General features: G+C 60.4%; 13 protein-coding genes. 12 read left to right on the top strand and 1 reads right to left on the bottom strand.

Annotation, left to right across the window (positions count from 1 at the left end; all coding sequences use genetic code 11):
* Positions 1-250 precede the first annotated feature (250 nt).
* From lgt to recD, 10 genes are all read left to right on the top strand, one after another.
* On the top strand, positions 251-1,126 hold the full coding sequence (gene lgt, locus ABLV30_RS28400; RefSeq protein ID WP_014226659.1) for a prolipoprotein diacylglyceryl transferase: 876 nt from the start codon (positions 251-253) through the stop codon (positions 1,124-1,126).
* A gap of 6 nt (positions 1,127-1,132) precedes the next feature.
* Positions 1,133-1,927 carry a thymidylate synthase gene (gene thyA, locus ABLV30_RS28405; protein WP_348865711.1) on the top strand — a complete coding sequence of 265 codons (795 nt, stop codon included), beginning with the start codon at positions 1,133-1,135 and terminating at the stop codon, positions 1,925-1,927.
* 218 nt (positions 1,928-2,145) lie between these two features.
* Positions 2,146-2,613, top strand: a complete 468-nt coding sequence (locus tag ABLV30_RS28410) for a prepilin peptidase-dependent protein (protein WP_025107415.1) — start codon at positions 2,146-2,148, stop codon at positions 2,611-2,613.
* Positions 2,604-3,167 (top strand): prepilin peptidase-dependent protein, encoded by a 564-nt coding sequence (locus tag ABLV30_RS28415; protein ID WP_014226658.1) that lies wholly within the window; start codon positions 2,604-2,606, stop codon positions 3,165-3,167. The genes ABLV30_RS28410 and ABLV30_RS28415 overlap by 10 nt, the downstream gene beginning before the upstream one ends.
* Positions 3,164-3,577, top strand: coding sequence for a DUF2509 family protein (locus ABLV30_RS28420; protein ID WP_014226657.1), 414 nt, complete (start codon positions 3,164-3,166; stop codon positions 3,575-3,577). Before ABLV30_RS28415 ends, ABLV30_RS28420 begins: the two co-directional genes overlap by 4 nt.
* Positions 3,562-3,885: a prepilin-type N-terminal cleavage/methylation domain-containing protein gene (locus tag ABLV30_RS28425; protein ID WP_038423521.1), complete on the top strand. Its 324-nt coding sequence runs from the start codon at positions 3,562-3,564 to the stop codon at positions 3,883-3,885. The genes ABLV30_RS28420 and ABLV30_RS28425 overlap by 16 nt, the downstream gene beginning before the upstream one ends.
* Before the next feature lie 12 nt (positions 3,886-3,897).
* Positions 3,898-7,272: an exodeoxyribonuclease V subunit gamma gene (gene recC, locus ABLV30_RS28430; RefSeq protein ID WP_265800365.1), complete on the top strand. Its 3,375-nt coding sequence runs from the start codon at positions 3,898-3,900 to the stop codon at positions 7,270-7,272.
* 127 nt (positions 7,273-7,399) lie between these two features.
* Complete coding sequence (gene ptrA / locus ABLV30_RS28435) at positions 7,400-10,285, top strand: pitrilysin (protein WP_049083386.1); 2,886 nt, start codon at positions 7,400-7,402, stop codon at positions 10,283-10,285.
* A complete protein-coding gene (gene recB / locus ABLV30_RS28440; RefSeq protein ID WP_265800366.1) occupies positions 10,282-13,827 on the top strand; it encodes an exodeoxyribonuclease V subunit beta in 3,546 nt (1,181 codons plus the stop codon). Before ptrA ends, recB begins: the two co-directional genes overlap by 4 nt.
* Positions 13,824-15,659, top strand: a complete 1,836-nt coding sequence (gene recD / locus ABLV30_RS28445) for an exodeoxyribonuclease V subunit alpha (RefSeq protein WP_265800368.1) — start codon at positions 13,824-13,826, stop codon at positions 15,657-15,659. Before recB ends, recD begins: the two co-directional genes overlap by 4 nt.
* Positions 15,660-15,700: 41 nt before the next feature.
* Here the strand turns inward: recD and argA are convergent, their stop codons facing one another.
* Positions 15,701-17,032, bottom strand: a complete 1,332-nt coding sequence (gene argA / locus ABLV30_RS28450; RefSeq protein WP_004853841.1) for an amino-acid N-acetyltransferase — start codon at positions 17,030-17,032, stop codon at positions 15,701-15,703.
* 227 nt (positions 17,033-17,259) lie between these two features.
* Here argA and amiC point away from each other — a divergent pair, with 227 nt between their 5' ends.
* Positions 17,260-18,513, top strand: a complete 1,254-nt coding sequence (gene amiC / locus ABLV30_RS28455) for an N-acetylmuramoyl-L-alanine amidase AmiC (protein ID WP_014226651.1) — start codon at positions 17,260-17,262, stop codon at positions 18,511-18,513.
* A gap of 17 nt (positions 18,514-18,530) precedes the next feature.
* Complete coding sequence (gene cobD, locus ABLV30_RS28460) at positions 18,531-19,610, top strand: threonine-phosphate decarboxylase CobD (RefSeq protein WP_265800369.1); 1,080 nt, start codon at positions 18,531-18,533, stop codon at positions 19,608-19,610.
* The last annotated feature ends 251 nt before the right edge of the window (positions 19,611-19,861 follow it).

A 19,861-nucleotide genomic window follows, 5' to 3' on the forward strand; every position in this document is an offset into this window, starting at 1 on the left:
CGTGATCCGGGACAACGCTGACGAGGTTCGGGCGGCCTGAGGGTTGGGTAGCCCGGACAGGCGCAGCGCGCCGCCTCCGGGAATGCTCAGCCGCGAATTCGCATTCGTATACATATCTTTTACATGTCCGGCGCAGATCGCCCTTCGCGCTTATGCTATCATTCGCAGCCTTTGGAGCGCCCGTTTCTGACGCGCGCGAACGATCCCCGCTGTCCACTTTCGGCGGAATAACAAGTGTTTATGGTGACAGATGAATAGTGGCTACCTGCATTTTCCGGAGTTTGATCCGGTAATTTTTTCCATTGGACCGGTCTCCCTCCACTGGTACGGTCTGATGTACCTGGTTGGGTTTGTTTTTGCGATGTGGTTGGCCACCCGTCGGGCCAATCGTCCGGGCAGCGGTTGGACAAAAAACGAAGTTGAAAACCTGCTGTACGCCGGCTTCCTCGGGGTTTTCCTCGGCGGGCGTCTTGGCTATGTCTTCTTCTACAACCTGCCGGTGTTCCTCGACGATCCGCTCTATCTGTTCCGCGTCTGGGACGGCGGTATGTCCTTCCACGGCGGTCTGATCGGCGTGATTCTGGTGATGATCATTTTCGCCAAACGCACGAAGCGCACCTTCTTCCAGGTTTCCGACTTCATTGCGCCGCTGATTCCGTTTGGCCTCGGCGCCGGGCGTCTGGGCAACTTTATCAACGGTGAACTGTGGGGCCGCGTCGATCCGAACTTCCACTACACCATGATTTTCCCCGGCTCTCGGGCGGAAGATCTGGCGCTGCTGCCGTCGCATCCTGAGTGGCAATCGCTGTTTGATACCTACGGCGCGCTGCCGCGTCATGCTTCGCAGCTCTATGAGCTGGCGCTGGAAGGCGTCGTGCTGTTCCTGATACTGAACCTGTTTATCCGCAAGCCGCGTCCGGCCGGTTCGGTTTCCGGCCTGTTCCTCATTGGCTACGGTCTGTTCCGCATCATCGTGGAGTTCTTCCGTCAGCCCGATGCCCAGTTTACCGGCGGCTGGGTACAGTACATCAGCATGGGGCAGATTCTTTCGATTCCGATGGTGCTTGCGGGTATCATCATGATGGTCTGGGCGTACCGTTGTCGTCCGCAGCAACAAAATTCTTGAGGAACCATGAAACAGTATCTTGATTTGATGCAGAAAGTGCTCGATGAGGGCACGCAAAAAAATGACCGCACCGGTACCGGCACCGTCTCCATCTTCGGTCACCAGATGCGTTTTAACCTGCAGGAAGGATTCCCGTTGGTGACGACCAAGCGCTGTCATTTACGCTCCATCATCCATGAACTGCTGTGGTTCCTGCAGGGTGACACCAACGTGGCGTATCTGCACGAAAACAACGTCACTATCTGGGACGAATGGGCGGATGAAAACGGCGATCTGGGGCCGGTTTACGGCAAGCAGTGGCGCTCCTGGCCCGCGCCGGACGGCCGTCATATCGACCAGATCAGCACGGTGATGGAACAGCTGAAAAACGACCCGGATTCTCGCCGGATTATCGTCTCGGCATGGAACGTCGGCGAGCTGAACAAAATGGCGCTGGCCCCGTGCCACGCGTTCTTCCAGTTCTACGTCGCCGACGGCAAGCTCTCCTGCCAGCTCTATCAGCGCTCGTGCGACGTATTCCTCGGCCTGCCGTTCAATATCGCCAGCTACGCGCTGCTGGTGCATATGGTGGCGCAGCAGTGCGACCTCGAAGTGGGCGATTTTGTCTGGACCGGCGGCGATACGCACCTGTACAGCAACCACATGGAGCAGACGCACCTGCAGCTGAGCCGCGAACCGCGGGCGCTGCCGCAGCTGGTGATCAAACGTAAGCCGGCATCGATTTTCGACTACCGTTTTGAAGACTTCGAAATCGAAGGCTACGACCCGCATCCGGGGATTAAAGCGCCAGTGGCGATTTAACCCGGAAGTGACGACGAAAAACCGGCGCCTGCGCGCCGGTTTTTTTATGCCTCAGCCGAGCCGACGGCCAGCTTTATTCCGCCGACGGAACGCTTTTTTGCGAGCAGATTTCCGGCACTGTTGAAACCCGCTGCAACGCCTTTAATACTCTCCGGCGCGCGCCGCAAACCCGCATTTTACCGTTCGAATAAAGCCTCAATGCTCCGCATACTTGGCCCATGAACAGAGAACATGGCTATACCCTGATTGAAACCCTGCTCACCATGGTCGTGGTCGTCATTCTCGGCGCCAGCGGGCTGTACGGCTGGCAGAGCTGGCAACGGCAGCAGCGCCTGTGGCAAACCGCCTGCCAGGTCCGCGACTACCTGGTGCTGCTACGCGATGACGCCAACTGGCACAACCGCGACAGGGTATTAAGCGTCGGCCAAAGCGCGGAGGGCTGGTGCCTGAGCGCCAGCGGGGCGATGGCCGACTGTCTCCGCAGGGACGCTTTCACGCTGCAACCGCTATGGCCGGAGGTTTCGCTCAGCGCGATGACGCCGGGGCTGGGGTTTTATGGCCTGCGTAATACCGCCTGGGCCGGGCATATCCGCCTGCAAAGCGCGGCGGGCGGCTGGAACATTATCGTTTCTCACTGGGGGCGCATCCGCCTGTGTCGCGGCGAGGAGACGGCATCGTGTCTGTAAAACAGCGCGGCTTTTCCCTGCCGGAAACGCTGATCGCGATGGCCATCAGCTCCGTGCTGCTGCTCGGCAGCGCGCGTTTTCTTCCGGCGCTGCAGTGGGCCGCGCTTCGCCAGACCCGGCAGCAGTCGCTGGAAAATGAGCTCTGGCAGCGAATCTACACCGTCGCGAAGCATCTGCAGCGCGCCGGATACTGCCGCGGCCGCTGTTACGGGCAGGCGCTGTATATCGCAGAGGGCGGTGATTGCCTGCTGGTGAGCTGGGATAGCAACAGCGATGGCGTCTGGAATAGCGCGCCGTCATCGGAATCGGATACCACCGGGTTTCGCCTGCGCGATGGCGCGCTGGAAACCCTGCGCGGCGCAAGCGCCTGCAGCGGCAAAGGCTGGGAGAAAATGACCAACCCGGCGGCGATTCAGGTCACCGCGTTTCAGGTTACGCGCCTGGAGAGGGCGGGCTTCGCACCTGAATTATCGATTACCCTTGCGGCGCACTCGGTCGCCGACCCGCAAATCCGCGCGCGGGCGGAATACGGCGTAACGGGATATAACCTGTGAATCGCCAGCGCGGGCTCTCTTCGCTGCTGATGGTGCTGCTGCTGTTAGCGCTCGGCACGCTATTACTCCAGGGGCTGCACCAGCAGCAGCGTTCGCTGTTAGCGCAGACGGCCAGCGAAACGCGGGCGCTTGGCGATGCCGCTGATGCGCATTCCGCGCTGCAGTGGGGAAAGGGGCTCGTCTGGCCGCTTCAGGAAACGGTTAGCTGCCAGCAGAACGCGGCGCTCGGCTGGCGCGCCTGCCTGCGAGTCTTTAGCGACGCCTCGGTATTGCTGATTGGCGGCAGCGATGGCGGCGGCATACTGCTGTGGCAGTCAGGCGTAATCGAACAAAACCGCGTCCGCTTTTCGCCTCACGGCTGGAGCGATTTTTGCCCGTTAAAGGAGGCAAGCCTATGCCAGATGCCCTGAGGTGGCAGAGAGGGTTTAGCCTGCCCGAAACGCTGCTGGCTTTAGTCTTGCTTATCGCAACCGTGACCGCGCTGGCGGGCTATCAGCGTGGGCTGGCCAACGGCTTTATGCAGCTCAACCAGTACCGTCAACTGTGGCGCGATGCGTGGCGATTCAGTCAGCTTAGCCCACCGGTGATTCCCGCGAATCGCCAGGTATCCCGCATGCAGACATCGGTGCAAAGATGTGTCAGCATCACGGTAACGATCACGATGCCCGCAGCCAGGCGGGCGCAGATGACCCGGCTGCACTGCCCGGTCAGTCAGTAGCCAGGAGCGAATATGTTAAGGGTGTACCACTCAAACCGTCTGGATGTGCTTGAAGCCTTGATGGAGTTTATCGTCGAGCGCCAGCGGCTGGATGACCCTTTTATGCCGGAAATGGTGCTGGTACAGAGTACCGGGATGGCGCAGTGGCTGCAGATGACGCTGGCGCAGCGCTTTGGGATTGCGGCCAACATTGAGTTCCCGCTACCCGCCAGTTTTATCTGGGACATGTTCGTGCGGGTGTTAAAAGATATTCCCGGAGAAAGCGCGTTCAGTAAGCAAAGTATGAGCTGGAAACTCATGACCCTGCTACCGCAGCGGCTGAACGATGAATCCTTTACGCTACTGCGCCACTATCTGCACGACGATAGCGACAAGCGCAAGCTGTTTCAGCTGGCCGCCAGAGTGGCGGATCTCTATGACCAGTATCTGGTTTATCGCCCCGAGTGGCTGATGCGCTGGGAGGCCGACCAGCGCGTTGACGGGCTTGGAGACGCGCAGGAGTGGCAGGCGCCGCTGTGGAAAGCGCTGGTGGAATATACCGCTGAGCTGGGCCAGCCGCTGTGGCATCGCGCCAATTTATACCAACGCTTTATCAGCGCGCTTGAGGCCGCCGAACAGCCGCCCGCCGGGCTACCGTCGCGGGTGTTTATCTGCGGGATTTCGGCGCTGCCGCCGGTATACCTGCAGGCGCTCCAGGCGCTGGGTAAGCATGTCGATGTATATGTTCTCTTCACTAACCCGTGCCGCTACTACTGGGGCGACATTAAAGATCCGGCATTTCTGGCAAAGCTGCTCTCCCGCCAGCGCCGCCACCACCGCGAAACGACGCGAGAGCTGCCCCTGTTTCGCGATACGCAACAGGCTCCGGGGTTATTCAACGATGCCGGGGAACAGGATGTCGGCAATCCGCTGCTGGCCTCCTGGGGCAAGCTGGGGCGCGACTATATCTACCTGCTGGCGGGTCTTGAGCGCTATGAAGAGCTGGACGCCTTTGTCGATATCGCGCCGGATAACCTGCTGCATAATCTTCAGGCGGATATTCTCGAACTGCGTAATGCGGCGGTGGCCGGGCGCAGCGCCGAGGAGTTTGCCAACAGCCGCAGCAAGCGGCTGCTGGCGGCGAACGACCGCAGCCTGTCGATTCATGTCTGCCATAGCCCGCAGCGCGAGGTTGAGGTACTGCATGACCGGCTGCTGGCTATGCTCGAAGAGAATCCCGAGCTCACGCCGCGCGATATTATCGTCATGGTGGCGGATATCGATAGCTACAGCCCCTATATTCAGGCGGTCTTCGGCAGCGCCAGCGGCGAGCGCTGGCTGCCGTGGGCGATATCCGACCGGCGGGCCCGCGAATCGCATCCGGCGCTGCAGGCGTTTATCACCCTGCTTTCGCTGCCCGACAGCCGCTTTGCCAGCGAAGACGTGCTGGCGCTGCTGGATGTGCCGGTGCTGGCCGCGCGCTTTAACATTAACGAAGAGGGGCTACGCTACCTGCGCCAGTGGGTTAACGAATCCGGCGTACGCTGGGGAATGGATGACGACAACGTGCGTGAACTCGATCTCCCGGCTACCGGCCAGCATACCTGGCGCTTTGGCCTGACGCGTATGCTGTTGGGCTACGCCATGGACAGCAGCGAAGGGGAGTGGCGCTCGGTGCTGCCTTATGATGAGTCGAGCGGGCTTATCGCCGAGCTGGTGGGCAACCTGGCATCGCTGCTGATGCAGCTTAATCTCTGGCGCCGCGGGCTGGCCCAGGATCGCCCATTAGCCGAGTGGCTGCCGGTATGCCGCGACCTGCTGAACGACTTCTTCCTTCCGGACAGCGAAACGGAAGCCGCCCTGGCGCTGATAGAACAGCAGTGGCAGGCGGTGATTGACGGCGGCGTCGACGCGCAGTATGGCGAAACGGTACCGCTCTCTTTGCTGCGCGATGAGCTGTCCCAGAGGCTCGATCAGCAGCGCATCAGCCAGCGCTTTCTCGCCGGCCCGGTTAACATTTGTACCCTGATGCCGATGCGTTCGATTCCTTTCAAGGTGGTCTGCCTGCTGGGGATGAACGACGGCGTTTATCCGCGCACCCTGGCGCCGCTGGGCTTCGATTTAATGAGCCAGAAGCCGCAGCGCGGAGACCGTAGCCGTCGCGACGACGACCGCTATCTGTTCCTTGAAGCCCTGATGTCGGCCGAGCAGAAGCTCTATATCAGCTATATCGGCCGTTCCATTCAGGACAATAGCGAGCGCTATCCCTCCGTTCTGGTTCAGGAGCTGGCGGACTACATCGGCCAGAGCCACTGTCTGGAAGGGGACGAAGAGCTGGACTGCGATGCCAGCGAACGGCGGGTCAAAGAGCACATCACGCATCTGCATACCCGCATGCCTTTCGATGCCGCCAATTTTCTGGCTAATGAAGATCAAAGCTATGCCCGGGAATGGCTGGCGGCCGCCAGCCAGCAGGGGGAAGCGCACGGCGCGTTCATCCAGCCGCTACCGGTACCGGACATCGATCACTTACCGTTCGAACAGCTGCTGCGCTTCTGGCAGCATCCTGTTCGCGCGTTCTTTCAGCAGCGGCTGCGGGTGAATTTCCGCTCGGAGGAGAGCGAGATCCCCGACGATGAACCTTTTACCCTCGAAGGGCTGAGCCGCTATCAGCTGAACCAGCAGCTGCTCAATACGCTGATTGAGCAGCAGGACGCCTCGGCAATGTATCGCCGCTTCCGTGCCGCCGGGGAGCTACCCTATGGCGCGTTCGGCGAACTGGCCTGGGAGACCCAGCGTCAGGAGATGCAAAATCTGGCCGAACGGGTGATCGCCTGCCGCCAGCCGGGGCAGAGCATGGAAATCGATCTGCAATGCAGCGGAGTCAACATCACCGGCTGGCTGCAGCAGGTACAATCCGACGGTTTGCTGCGCTGGCGGCCTTCGCTATTAAGCGTGGCGCAGGGGATGCAACTTTGGCTGGAGCATCTTGTCTATTGTGCTAGCGGCGGTACCGGCGAAAGTCGGCTCTTTGTGCGCAAAGAGGGCGAGTGGCGTTTTCCACCGCTGGCGCAGGAGCAGGCCCAGGGCTACCTCAACGATCTGGTTGACGGTTACCTGCAGGGAATGTCCAAACCGCTGCTGCTGCTGCCGGAAAGCGGCGGCGCATGGCTAAAAGTCTGTTATGACGCCGAAAAGGATGTCATGTTAATGGACGAAGAGACGCAGCAAAAAGCGCGCAGTAAATTTCTTCAGGCTTATGAAGGGAACATGGTGGTCAGCGGCGAAGGTGCCGACGTCTGGTATCAGCGCCTGTGGCGCACGCTGGAAGCGGAATACTATGAAGAGATCCTGACGCAAACGCAGCGTTATTTGCTACCGGTGTTTCGTTTCCATCAGTCCGAATAACATTGTAATAGTATAAAAATTGCGCACTGGATGGCAGTTCATTTATGATGCGCAACGAATCACGGACTGATGTTTATAAAGGCTGCCAATTATGCAGCGCCAGGTTTGTTAATGATGAGGTCCGTGAATGCCCCGCAGTTTATGGTTCAAGGTTATTGTTTTACTGGCCGCCTTTTGGGCGCCGTTAAGTCAGGCAGACACCGGATGGCAACCGATCCAGGAAACCATCCGTAAAAGCGAAAAAGATACCCGTCAATATCAGGCGATCCGCCTCGATAACGGCATGGTAGTGCTGCTGGTTTCCGATCCCCAGGCGGTAAAATCGCTGTCGGCGCTGGTCGTTCCCGTGGGATCGCTGCAGGATCCTGCCGAGCATCAGGGGCTGGCCCACTTCCTGGAGCATATGACGCTGATGGGCTCGAAAAAGTATCCCCAGCCTGACAGCCTCGCCGAGTATCTCAAAATGCACGGCGGCAGCCACAATGCCAGCACCGCCCCGTATCGCACCGCCTTCTATCTTGAAGTGGAAAACGATGCCCTGGACGGCGCGGTCGATCGCCTGGCCGACGCCATCGCCGCGCCGCTGCTGGATAAAAAATATGCCGACCGCGAGCGTAATGCGGTTAACGCCGAGCTCACGATGGCGCGTACCCGGGACGGGATGCGAATGGCGCAGGTTAGCGCGGAAACCATTAACCCGGCGCACCCCGGCTCGCAGTTTTCCGGCGGTAACCTTGAAACGCTGAGCGACAAGCCCGGCAAACCGGTGCTTGATGCCCTGCACGCCTTTCGCGATAGCTGGTATTCCGCCAACCTGATGAAAGCGGTGATCTACAGCAACAAGCCTCTGCCGGAGCTGGCGAGCATCGCGGCGGCCACCTACGGTCGCGTGCCGAACCACGATATCAGCAAACCGGAGATTACCGTCCCGGTGGTGACCGATGCGCAAAAGGGCATCATCATTCACTACGTTCCGGCGATGCCGCGTAAAGTGCTGCGCGTGGAGTTCCGCATTGATAATAATAGCGACAAGTTCCGCAGCAAAACCGACGAGCTGGTGACCTATATGATCGGTAATCGCAGTCCCGGCACGCTCTCAGACTGGCTGCAAAAGCAGGGGCTGGTTGAAGGGATTCGCGCGGACTCCGACCCGGTGGTGAACGGCAACAGCGGGGTGCTGGCTATATCCGCGACCCTGACGGACAAAGGTCTGGCGCACCGCGATGAAGTTACCGCGGCCATCTTCAGCTACCTCAATCTTCTGCGCAGCCAGGGAATCGATAAGCGCTATTTTGATGAGCTGGCCCACGTGCTGGCGCTCGACTTCCGCTACCCGTCCATCAACCGCAATATGGATTACGTCGAATGGCTGGCGGACACCATGATCCGCGTGCCGGTCGAGCATACGCTGGACGTTGTCAACATTGCCGATCGCTACGATCCGCAGGCGATCGAAGACCGCCTGGCGATGATGACGCCGCAAAACGCCCGCATCTGGTACATCAGCCCGAAAGAGCCGCATAACAAGACCGCCTACTTCGTCAATGCGCCCTATCAGGTGGATAAGATCAGCGAGCAGACCTTTGCCGACTGGCAGCAGAAGTCCAGCGCCATCGACCTCAAGCTGCCGGTGCTGAACCCCTATATTCCGGATGATTTCAGCTTAATCAAAAGCGACAAGGCTTACCCGCATCCGCAGCTGATTGTAGATGAACCGACGCTGCGGGTGATTTACGCGCCGAGCCAGTACTTCGCCAGCGAACCGAAAGCGGATATTTCGCTGGTTCTGCGTAACCCGCAGGCAATGGACAGCGCCCGCCGGCAGGTGATGTTTGCGCTCAATGATTATCTGGCGGGCATTGCGCTCGACCAGCTCAGCAACCAGGCGGCGGTCGGGGGGATAAGCTTCTCTACCGGCGCGAATAACGGCCTGATGGTTAACGCCAACGGCTATACGCAGCATCTACCTGAGCTGTTTAACGCCCTGCTCGACGGTTACTTCAGCTATACGCCAACCGAAGAGCAGCTGGAGCAGGCTAAATCCTGGTACGCCCAGATGATGGATTCGGCGGATAAAGGCAAAGCCTACGATCAGGCGATCATGCCGATTCAGATGGTTTCTCAGGTGCCGTACTTCCAGCGCGAAGAGCGTCGGGCGCTGCTGCCATCGATCACCCTGAAAGAGGTGCTGGAATACCGCGATAATCTCAAGGCGAAAGGGCGACCGGAGCTGATGGTCATCGGTAATCTTACCGCCGATCAATCCACCGCCATGGCGCGGCAGATTCAAAAACAGCTGGGCGCCGACGGCAACGAGTGGTGCCGTAACAAAGACGTTCTGGTCGATCGTAAACAGCTGGCGATTTTTGAAAAAGCGGGCAACAGTACCGATTCCGCGCTGGCCGCCGTCTTCGCGCCGCCGAACGTGGACGAGTACGCCAGCTCTGCCGCCAGCTCGCTCCTCGGGCAAATCGTACAGCCGTGGTTCTATAACCAGCTACGTACGGAAGAGCAGCTGGGCTACGCGGTCTTCGCCTTCTCGATGAACGTTGGCCGCCAGTGGGGGATGGGCTTCCTGCTGCAAAGCAGCGATAAGCAGCCGGCTTACCTCTGGCAGCGTTTCCAGGCCTTCTTCCCCACGGCGGAAGCCAAACTGCGGGCAATGAAGCCGGAAGAGTTTGCGCAGATTCAGCAGGCGGTGATCGGTCAGATGTTGGAAGCGCCGCAAACGCTGGGCGATGAAGCGTCGAAGCTGAGCAAAGATTTCGATCGCGGTAATATGCGCTTCGATTCACGTGATAAAGTAGTGGCTCAGATTAAACTGCTGACGCCGCAAAAGCTTGCCGACTTCTTCCATCAGACGGTGGTGGATCCGCAGGGCATGGCAATTCTCTCCCAGGTTTCCGGTAGCCAGAATGGCAAGGCGGAATACGCGCATCCGCAGGATGGCAAAGTCTGGGAGAACGTCAGCGCATTGCAGAAATCCTTACCCCTGATGCGAGAGAATGAATGACCGACACCGCCGAGTCTCTTGACCCCCTGCGCTTGCCCCTGACGGGCGAGCGCCTGATAGAAGCCTCTGCGGGCACAGGAAAAACCTTTACCATTGCCGCCCTCTATCTGCGGCTGCTGCTGGGGCTGGGCGGGGAATCCGCCTTTCCCCGCCGGGTCAGCGTGGAAGAGCTGCTGGTAGTGACCTTTACCGAAGCGGCGACCGAAGAGCTGCGCGGGCGTATTCGCAGCAATATCCACGAGCTGCGTATCGCCTGCCTGCGCGAAAGTGCCGACAATCCTCTCTACGCCGGGCTGCTGGCGGAAATCGCCGATAAAACCCAGGCGGCGCAAACGCTGCTGCTGGCCGAACGGCAGATGGACGAAGCGGCGGTATTTACCATTCACGGCTTCTGCCAGCGGATGCTGAGCCTTAACGCCTTTGAGTCCGGCATGCTGTTCGAACAGCAGCTGATTGAAGATGAATCCCGCCTGCGCTATCAGGCCTGCGCCGACTTCTGGCGTCGCCACTGTTACCCGCTGCCGCGTGACATCGCGGCGGTTATCCACGAAGCGTGGAAAGGGCCGCGCGATCTGCTGAAATCCATCGACCGCTGGCTACAGGGAGAGGCGCCGCAGCTCAAATCGCCGCCGCCGGCTGACGAAACGCTGGCCGAACGCCATCAGCAAATTATCGAACGCATCAACGCGCTGAAGCAGCAGTGGCTGGCACAGGTGGGCGAGGTTGAGGCGGTGCTGGAAAACTCGGGCCTCGACCGGCGCAAGTTTAATCGCGGCAATCAGGGGAAATGGCTGGAGAAAGTGACCGCCTGGGCCCAGGAAGAGACCCTCAGCTACCAGCTTCCGGATGCGCTGGAGAAGTTCTCCCAGGCCTTCTTGCTTGAGCGCACCAAAGCGGACGGCGCGCCGCCGGTACACCCGCTGTTCAGCGCGGTAGAAGCGCTGCTGGCGACACCGTTAACCTTGACCGATCTGGTGATTGCCAGGGCGATGGTTGAAATCCGCGAAGCGGTCGCGCGGGAGAAACGCCGCCGCGGCGAGCTGGGCTTTGACGATATGCTTAGCCGCCTGGATGACGCCCTGCGCGGGGAGAGCGGCGAAGCGCTGGCCAGCGCGATTCGCCAGCGCTTTCCGGTGGCGATGATCGACGAATTTCAGGATACCGACCCGCAGCAGTACCGCATCTTTCGCCGCATCTGGCGGCGCCAGGCAGACACCGCGCTGCTGCTGATTGGTGACCCCAAACAGGCCATTTACGCCTTCCGCGGCGCGGATATCTTTACCTACATGAAAGCGCGTGGGGACGTCACCGCCCACTATACGCTCGATACCAACTGGCGCTCCGCGCCGGGGATGGTTGATAGCGTCAATCGCCTGTTTAGCCTCAGTGATAACCCCTTTATGTTCCGCGAAATCCCGTTTATGCCGGTGAAGTCGGCCGATAAAAACCAGGGGCTGCGCTTTACCGTCGATGATGCTGCGGTACCGGCGATGAATATCTGGCTGATGTCGGGCGAGGCCGTCGGGGCGGGGGATTACCAGGCGTTTATGGCCCAGCTGTGCGCGGCGCAAATTCGCGACTGGCTCAGCGCGGGCCAGCAGGGCAAGGCGCTGCTGTGGCGCGGTGAAAAAGCTGAACCCGTGCGGGCTTCGGACATCACGGTGCTGGTGCGCAATCGTCAGGAGGCGTCGTTAATTCGCGATGCCCTTCAGCTGCTGTCGATTCCCTCCGTCTATCTCTCCAACCGCGATAGCGTGTTTGAAACCCCCGAGGCGCAGGAGCTGCTGTGGGTGCTGCAGGCGGTGCTGGCCCCCGAGCGGGAAAATACCCTGCGCAGCGCGCTGGCAACCGCAATGTTCGGCCTCAACGCGCAGGACATTGAAAACCTCAACCAGAGCGAACGGGCCTGGGATGAGCTGGTAGAAGAGTTTAGCGGCTACCGGCAAGTCTGGCGGCAGCGCGGCGTGATGCCGATGCTGCGCGCGCTGATGACCGCGCGGCGCATTGCCGAAAACCTGCTGGCGACCAGCGGCGGCGAGCGGCGCCTGACCGATATCCTGCATATCAGCGAGCTGCTACAGGAGGCGGCGAACCTGCTGGAGAGCGAACATGCGCTGGTGCGCTGGCTGGCGCAGCATATCGCCGAGCCGGATAGCAACGCCTCCAGCCAGCAGATGCGCCTGGAGAGCGATAAGCACCTGGTGCAGATCGTCACCATCCATAAATCGAAAGGGCTGGAGTATCCGCTGGTCTGGCTGCCGTTTATTGCGCGTTTCCGTAAACAGGATCAGGCGTTTTATCACGACAGAACCTCCTTTGCCGCCGTTCTCGACCTGGGGCAGGCTGAGGGCAGCATGGAGCTGGCGGAGGCCGAACGCCTGGCCGAAGATCTGCGCCTGCTTTACGTCGCGCTGACCCGTGCGGTCTGGCACTGCAGCCTTGGCGTTGCGCCGCTCAGCACCCGGCGCAGCGACAAGCCCGGCGCCAGCGATTTTCACCACAGCGCGCTGGGCCGCCTGCTGCAGGGCGGGGAAGCGATGGATGCCGCAGGGCTGATGGCCCGCCTGCAGGCGTTCTGCAGCGGGGAGATCGCCCTGCGGCTCCCGGATACGGCTGCGCCAACTCCGTGGCAAGCTCCGCAGGCGGCGCTACCGCCGCTTTCAGCCCGTTTGCTCGCGCGTTCGGTGACCGATGACTGGCGGGTCACCAGCTACTCCGGCCTGCAGCAGAATGGACACAGCGCGGCGCAGGATCTTCTGCCGCGTCTGGATGTCGATGCCGCCGGCGTCGGTGAGGTCGCGGAAGAGCCGCAGCTTACGCCGCACCAGTTCCCCCGCGGCGCGTCGCCGGGGACGTTTCTCCACAGTTTGTTCGAAGATCTCGATTTTACCCAGCCGGTTCCCGCCGACTGGATGGCGGCCAGGCTCCAGCTGAGCGGCTTCGAGGAAAAGTGGACCCCGGTACTGACCGCATGGCTCGACGGCGTGCTGCGTACCCCTCTGCCCGGCGCGGGGATTGCCCTTAATCAGCTGAGCGAAGGCGATAAACAGGTGGAGATGGCGTTTTATCTGCCCATCGAACAGCCGCTGGATCCCCTGCGTCTGGATGCGCTGATTCGTCAGTACGATCCGCTCTCCGTGGATACCCCAACGCTCGATTTCCGCCAGGTGCGGGGGATGCTGAAAGGCTTTATCGACCTGGTGTTTCGCCACAACGGCCGCTATTACCTGCTGGATTACAAATCCAACTGGCTGGGGGAAAATCGCGAGGCCTATACCCAGGACGCGATGCGGCAGGCAATGCGTTCGCACCGTTACGATTTGCAGTACCAGCTCTATAGCCTGGCGCTGCACCGATATTTACGCCACCGCATTGCCGATTATGATTACGAACGCCACTTCGGCGGCGTTATTTATCTCTTTTTACGCGGCATGGACGGGCAGGACGGCGGGCAGGGTATCTTCACCACCCGGCCGGCGCTGCCGCTGATTAACGGCCTCGATGCGCTGTTTGCCGGGGAAACCCAGGAGGTTGTGCTATGACCATGGATGAACTGTTACTGCAGGCGGTTGAACAGCGCCTGCTGCGCCCGCTGGACGTCCAGTTTGCGCTCATGGTGGCGCAGGAGGCGCATCCGGCGGTGAAGCTCACCGCCGCCATTCTCAGCCGCGATGCCGGTGAAGGCCACGTCTGCCTGCCGATTTCGCGTCTCGCCGAGGATGAGCTGCTGAGCGCAAAAGCGGCAGGCCTGAGTGAGCAGATCCTTGAGCTGACCGGCGCCCCGGACGGCTGGCTGCCGCTGCTTAACGATGCTGAGGCGGTCAGCGGCGGTGAGCGCCCGACGCCGATGATCCTCTGCGGCGAACGGCTTTACCTCAACCGCATGTGGCGCAACGAATTAACCGTCGCGCGCTTTTTCAATGAGGCCAATCAGGTGCTGGAGGTGGATGAAGCCCGGCTGGCTTCGACGCTCGACGCGCTGTTTCCGCCCGCTGAGGAAACGGACTGGCAAAAAGTGGCGGCTGCGGTCGCCCTGACCCGACGGATTTCGGTGATTTCCGGCGGTCCGGGCACCGGTAAAACCACGACCGTCGCTAAACTGCTGGCCGCGCTGATCCAGACGTTCTCCAACCCGCGCTGCCGTATTCGCCTGGCGGCGCCGACCGGTAAAGCCGCGGCGCGCCTGACCGAGTCCCTCGGCGCGGCGCTGCGCCGCCTCCCTCTCAGCGACCAACAAAAGGCGCTGGTGCCCACCGAAGCCAGCACCCTCCATCGCCTGCTGGGCGCGCAGCCCGGCAGCCAGCGGATGCGCTATCACGCCGGCAACCCGCTGCATCTTGACGTGCTGGTGGTGGATGAAGCCTCAATGATTGACCTGCCGATGATGTCGCGCCTGATCGACGCGCTGCCTGAGCACGGAAGGGTGATTTTCCTTGGCGACCGCGATCAGCTGGCGTCGGTAGAGGCCGGAGCGGTGCTGGGGGATATTTGCGCCTGGGTTAATGCAGGCTATACCCCGGCGCGGGCGGCGCAGCTCGCCCGGTTGACCGGCCAGCCGGTGCCGGCGGGCGAGGGCAACGTTGCCGGTGCGCTGCGCGACAGCCTGTGCCTGCTGCAAAAAAGCTACCGTTTTGGTCGCCATTCCGGTATCGGCCATCTGGCGTGGGCGGTGAACAGCGGCGAGCGCAGCGCGGTACGCGCAACGCTGCGTCAGTCGTTCGACGATATCGCCCTGTATCCGCTGAGCGCCACCGAAGAGTATGAAGCGATGCTGAATCAGGCGCAGGCGGGCTACGGCCGCTTCCTGCAGCTGCTGCGCGCGCGGGCTGAGCCCGAAGAGATGATCGCCGCCTTTGGCGAATTCCAGCTGCTGTGCGCGCTGCGCGAGGGGCCGTATGGGGTCAGCGGCGTGAACGAACAGCTGGAGCAGATGCTGAACCGCAAGCGGGCGATCGCGTTACCGCGGCATTCGCGCTGGTATGAAGGACGGCCGGTGATGATCTCCCGCAACGACAGCGCGCTGGGACTGTTTAACGGCGATATCGGCATCGCGCTGGAAAGAGGCGATGGCCTGCGCGTCTGGTTCCCGATGCCCGATGGCAGCATCAAGTCGGTACAGCCAAGTCGTCTGCCGGAGCACGATACCGCCTGGGCGATGACGGTGCATAAATCGCAGGGATCGGAGTTCGATCACGCGGCGCTGATCCTGCCTTCGCGCAGCGTGCCGCTGGTAACCCGCGAGCTGGTTTATACCGCCATTACGCGTGCGAAACGGCAGCTGTCGATCTATGCCGATGAGCAGGTGCTGACTCAGGCGGTGGCTGCGCGTACCGAACGACGCAGCGGCCTGACGGATATCTTTTCCGCCCAGTGAGGTTTTCCCCGGTCGGCCGCGCGCTTTCCGGGGAGAAGGGATCAGGCCAGGTCTGCCATCAGCACCTTGGAGCGGCGCTGATAGTTGTACATCTCTTTTTTGCTCTCCGGCAGCAGGTCGACGTCGACCGGCGTAAATCCGCGCTCCTGGAACCAGTGAATGCTGCGGGTCGTAAGAACAAACAGCTTGCTGAGGCCCATTTGCTTCGCCTGCGCGGCAATGCGTTCGAGCAGCACTTCGCCGCGCGATGAGCTGCGGTAATCCGGATGCACCGCCACGCAGGCCATTTCGCCGATCTTCTCTTCCGGGAAAGGATAGAGCGCGGCGCAGGCGATGGTGGTGTTGTCGCGCTGAATAATGGTGAATTTATCGATTTCCATCTCCAGCTGTTCGCGCGAACGCCTGACCAGAATGCCCTGCTGCTCCAGCGGGCTAATCAGCTCGAGGATGCCGCCGATATCGTTAATGGTGGCTCGGCGGATCTGCTCGGCGCTCTCCATCACTATCTGGGTACCGATACCGTCGCGTGAGAACAGCTCCTGCAGCAGGGTGCCGTTTTCCTGATAGCTGATCAGGTGGCAGCGGCGCACGCCGCTGCGGCAGGCTTTTACCGCGCCGCGCAGAAAGCGCACGGTGCCGGAGCTGTAGTCTTCGTCCGCTTCCATCTCTTCCACCCGCGCCTGGGCTTCGTTGGGGAACAGCTCAGGGACGATCTCGCCATCCTGATTGTGAACCCCCTGCGATGAGCAGAAGCCGATCATCTTTTCGGCCTTCAGCTTAATCGCCAGCTGGGTCGCAATCTCTTCGGAGGTCAGGTTAAAACTTTCGCCGGTGACCGACACCGCAACCGGGCCCATCAGCACGATTGCGCCGTTATCCAGCTGGCGGTGAATGGCTTCTTCATCGATGCGCCGGATGCGCCCGCTGTGACAGTAATCCACGCCGTCATCCACGCCTAACGGCTGCGCGATAATGAAGTTGCCGCTGACCACGTTGATATGGGCGCCCTGCAGCGGCGTGTTGTTGAGGCTCATCGACAGGCGAGCGGTAATTTCCAGCTGCAGCATGCCCGCCGCCTGCTTAACCAGCTCGAGCGTTTTGGCGTCAGTCACTCGGGTTTGTTTGTGATAAACCGGCTCGTGACGATGCTCCGCCAGGTTGGCATCGATCTGCGGGCGGGCGCCATAGACCACCACCAGACGAATTCCCAGGCTGTGAAGCAGGCCAATGTCATTGACTATACTAGAGAAATTATCATGCTCGATGGCTTCCCCGCCCAGCATGATGACAAACGTTTTACCCCGATGGGCATTAATATAGGGGACAGAATGGCGGAATCCCTCTACCAGTTCGGTGCGACGTTCCTTCACCATGACACAACCTCAATGCATGATTATTCGTAATTACTGTATTTTTATTCTGTTTCGCCGGCAAACGCAAGCCCCAATTTTGGGCGGAGCCGGGAAAACAGTGTGAGCCAAATCAGGGTGTCAAAGATTGTTTACCCTTTTATAGATGACAGGTTATGCGCCTTTCGTTAAAGTTTCCGGTCAATCTGTTTGTTTTAAATACGAATGATTTCTTACTGCTTGGGAGTGGCATGTCGGGATACAAGTCAGGATTAAGCCGCCGCCGATTTTTACAGGGGGCGGGCGCCATGTGGTTAATGAGTGTGAGTCCGGTTGGGTTGGCTGCCGCGGCGCAGGTGGTTGCCGTACGCGTCTGGCCATCGTCGACCTACACGCGCGTCACCGTGGAGTCCAACCATATCCTGAAATATCGGCAGTTTGCGCTCAGTAATCCTGAACGTGTGGTGGTGGATCTGGAAGGGGTTAATCTCAACTCCGTACTGAAAGGTATGGGGAGTCAGATTCGCGGTGACGATCCCTATATTCAATCCGCTCGGGTGGGGCAGTTCGATCCGCAAACCGTGCGCATGGTGTTTGAGCTGAAACAGAACGTGAAACCGCAGCTGTTTGCGCTGGCTCCGGTCGCCGGGTTTAAAGAGCGTCTGGTCATGGACCTCTATCCCGCTAACGCCACCGACGTGCAGGATCCGCTGCTGGCGCTGCTCGAAGATTACAACAAAGGCGATCTTCAGCGGCAGGTTCCGCCTGCGGAGAGCGGGCCTAAACCGGGTAAAGCCGGGCGCGATCGGCCCATTGTTATCATGCTCGATCCCGGCCACGGCGGCGAAGACTCCGGCGCGGTGGGAAAATACCGCACCCGCGAGAAAGACGTGGTGCTGCAGATTGCCCGACGGCTGCGCGCGCTGATCGAGAAAGAGGGCAATATGAAGGTCTATATGACCCGCAACGAGGATGTCTTTATCCCGCTGAAGGTCCGCGTCGCCAAAGCGCAGAAGCAGCGCGCCGACCTGTTTGTCTCTATTCACGCCGACGCGTTTACCAGCCGCCAGCCCAGCGGATCGTCGGTGTTTGCCCTGTCAACCAAAGGGGCCACCAGTACCGCGGCTAAATATCTGGCGCAGACCCAGAACGCCTCGGACCTGATCGGCGGCGTCAGCAAAAGCGGCGATCGCTACGTCGACCACACGATGTTCGACATGGTGCAGTCGCTGACCATCGCCGACAGCCTGAAGTTCGGCAAGGCGGTGCTGGAAAAGATGGGCAACATTAATAACCTGCACAAGAACCGGGTTGAGCAGGCGGGCTTCGCGGTGCTGAAGGCGCCGGATATTCCATCGATTCTGGTGGAAACCGCGTTTATCAGTAACGTCGAAGAAGAGCGTAAATTGAAAACGGCGAAATTCCAGCAGGAAGTTGCAGAGTCGATTCTGGCAGGGATTAAAGCCTACTTCGCCGACGGCGCGACGCTGGCAAGGCGAGGGTAACGCAACAGGAAAGGTAAATGGCTCTATTAAAGAGCGCGCACGGCGGCAATATCCGCGAGGCCGCCGCGCTTATGGGCATCTCTGCGGCGCAGCTGCTGGATTTTAGCGCCAATATTAATCCGCGGGGGATGCCGGAAAGTTTAAAGCGCGCCATCCTCGACAATATGGCCTGCGCCGAACGCTACCCTGACGTTGAGTATCAGCAGCTGCACCTTGCGCTGGCGGAACACCATCAGATCCCTGCCTCGTGGATCCTCGCCGGAAACGGCGAAACCGAAGCGATCTTTACGCTGGTTCAGGGGCTGAAGCCGCGCCAGGCGATGATCGTCACCCCGGGCTTTGCCGAATACCGCCGGGCGCTGCAGTCGGTGGACTGCGCGGTGCGGGAATTTCTGCTGCGCGAGGCGGATGGCTGGCAGCTCACCGGGGCGATTCTTGATGCTCTGACGCCGGATCTGGACTGCTTATTTCTCTGCACGCCGAACAATCCTACCGGCCTGCTGCCCGAGCGCCGTCTGCTGGAGATGATTGCTGAACGCTGTCGGTCGCTGGGCATTGCCCTGATTCTCGATGAAGCGTTTATCGATTTTATCCCCGACGAGCCGGGATTTATTCCGCTGCTGGGCCACAACCCGCACGTGTGGGTACTGCGTTCGCTGACCAAGTTTTATGCTATTCCCGGCCTGCGTCTGGGGTATCTGGCCAATGGCGATGCGCGGGCGGTGGCGAGAATGCGCGAGCGCCAGATGCCGTGGTCGATAAACGCGTTTGCCGCCCTGGCGGGGGAAATCATTCTCCAGGATAGCGCCTACCAGCAGCAAACCTGGCAGTGGCTGGCGGAGGAGGGGCAGCGCTTTTACCATCAGCTGCGCCATATTCCCGGCCTGACGGTCTATCCCGGGCGGGCAAACTATCTGTTTCTGCGCTGCGACGTGGCGGATCTGGATCTGCAATACGCGATGCTGCAGCAGCACATCCTTATCCGCAGCTGCGCCAACTACCCGGGGCTCGACGGGCGCTACTTCCGCGTCGCGATCCGCAGCCAGCAGGAAAATACCCGGCTGCTGACGGCCTTCAGGCGGGTATTTAACGAGTAGATGTCTGCCGCCATTGTTCTTCTGCGGTTTTTCCCGGTGGCGCTGCGCTGACCGGGCTACGGGTTTACAGCCATCTGCGGACCGGTAGCCCGCCTCCGGGGAAGGTGCACAGCATGAGGTTTTGTTGCGGTCTTCTCCCCGGCTCGCGCTGCGCTTAGCCGGGCTACGGGTTCATAGCCGTCTGCGGACCGGTAGCCCGCCTCCGGGGAAGGTGCACAGCATGAGGTTTTGTTGCGGTCTTCTCCCCGGCT

Origin of the sequence: Klebsiella sp. CN_Kp113 (assembly GCF_040064585.1) — a bacterium.
Taxonomy (GTDB): Bacteria; Pseudomonadota; Gammaproteobacteria; order Enterobacterales; family Enterobacteriaceae; genus Klebsiella; species Klebsiella michiganensis.

What these genes read in the sequence shown, in the direction of transcription:
- recC (WP_265800365.1), top strand. Translation starts at nt 3,898, where the DNA reads ATGTTAAGGGTGTACCACTCAAACCGTCTGGATGTGCTTGAAGCCTTG.
- ABLV30_RS28425 (WP_038423521.1), top strand. Translation starts at nt 3,562, where the DNA reads ATGCCAGATGCCCTGAGGTGGCAGAGAGGGTTTAGCCTGCCCGAAACG.
- ptrA (WP_049083386.1), top strand. Translation starts at nt 7,400, where the DNA reads ATGCCCCGCAGTTTATGGTTCAAGGTTATTGTTTTACTGGCCGCCTTT.
- lgt (WP_014226659.1), top strand. Translation starts at nt 251, where the DNA reads ATGAATAGTGGCTACCTGCATTTTCCGGAGTTTGATCCGGTAATTTTT.
- thyA (WP_348865711.1), top strand. Translation starts at nt 1,133, where the DNA reads ATGAAACAGTATCTTGATTTGATGCAGAAAGTGCTCGATGAGGGCACG.
- ABLV30_RS28410 (WP_025107415.1), top strand. Translation starts at nt 2,146, where the DNA reads ATGAACAGAGAACATGGCTATACCCTGATTGAAACCCTGCTCACCATG.
- recB (WP_265800366.1), top strand. Translation starts at nt 10,282, where the DNA reads ATGACCGACACCGCCGAGTCTCTTGACCCCCTGCGCTTGCCCCTGACG.
- argA (WP_004853841.1), bottom strand. Translation starts at nt 17,032, where the DNA reads ATGGTGAAGGAACGTCGCACCGAACTGGTAGAGGGATTCCGCCATTCT.
- amiC (WP_014226651.1), top strand. Translation starts at nt 17,260, where the DNA reads ATGTCGGGATACAAGTCAGGATTAAGCCGCCGCCGATTTTTACAGGGG.
- recD (WP_265800368.1), top strand. Translation starts at nt 13,824, where the DNA reads ATGACCATGGATGAACTGTTACTGCAGGCGGTTGAACAGCGCCTGCTG.
- cobD (WP_265800369.1), top strand. Translation starts at nt 18,531, where the DNA reads ATGGCTCTATTAAAGAGCGCGCACGGCGGCAATATCCGCGAGGCCGCC.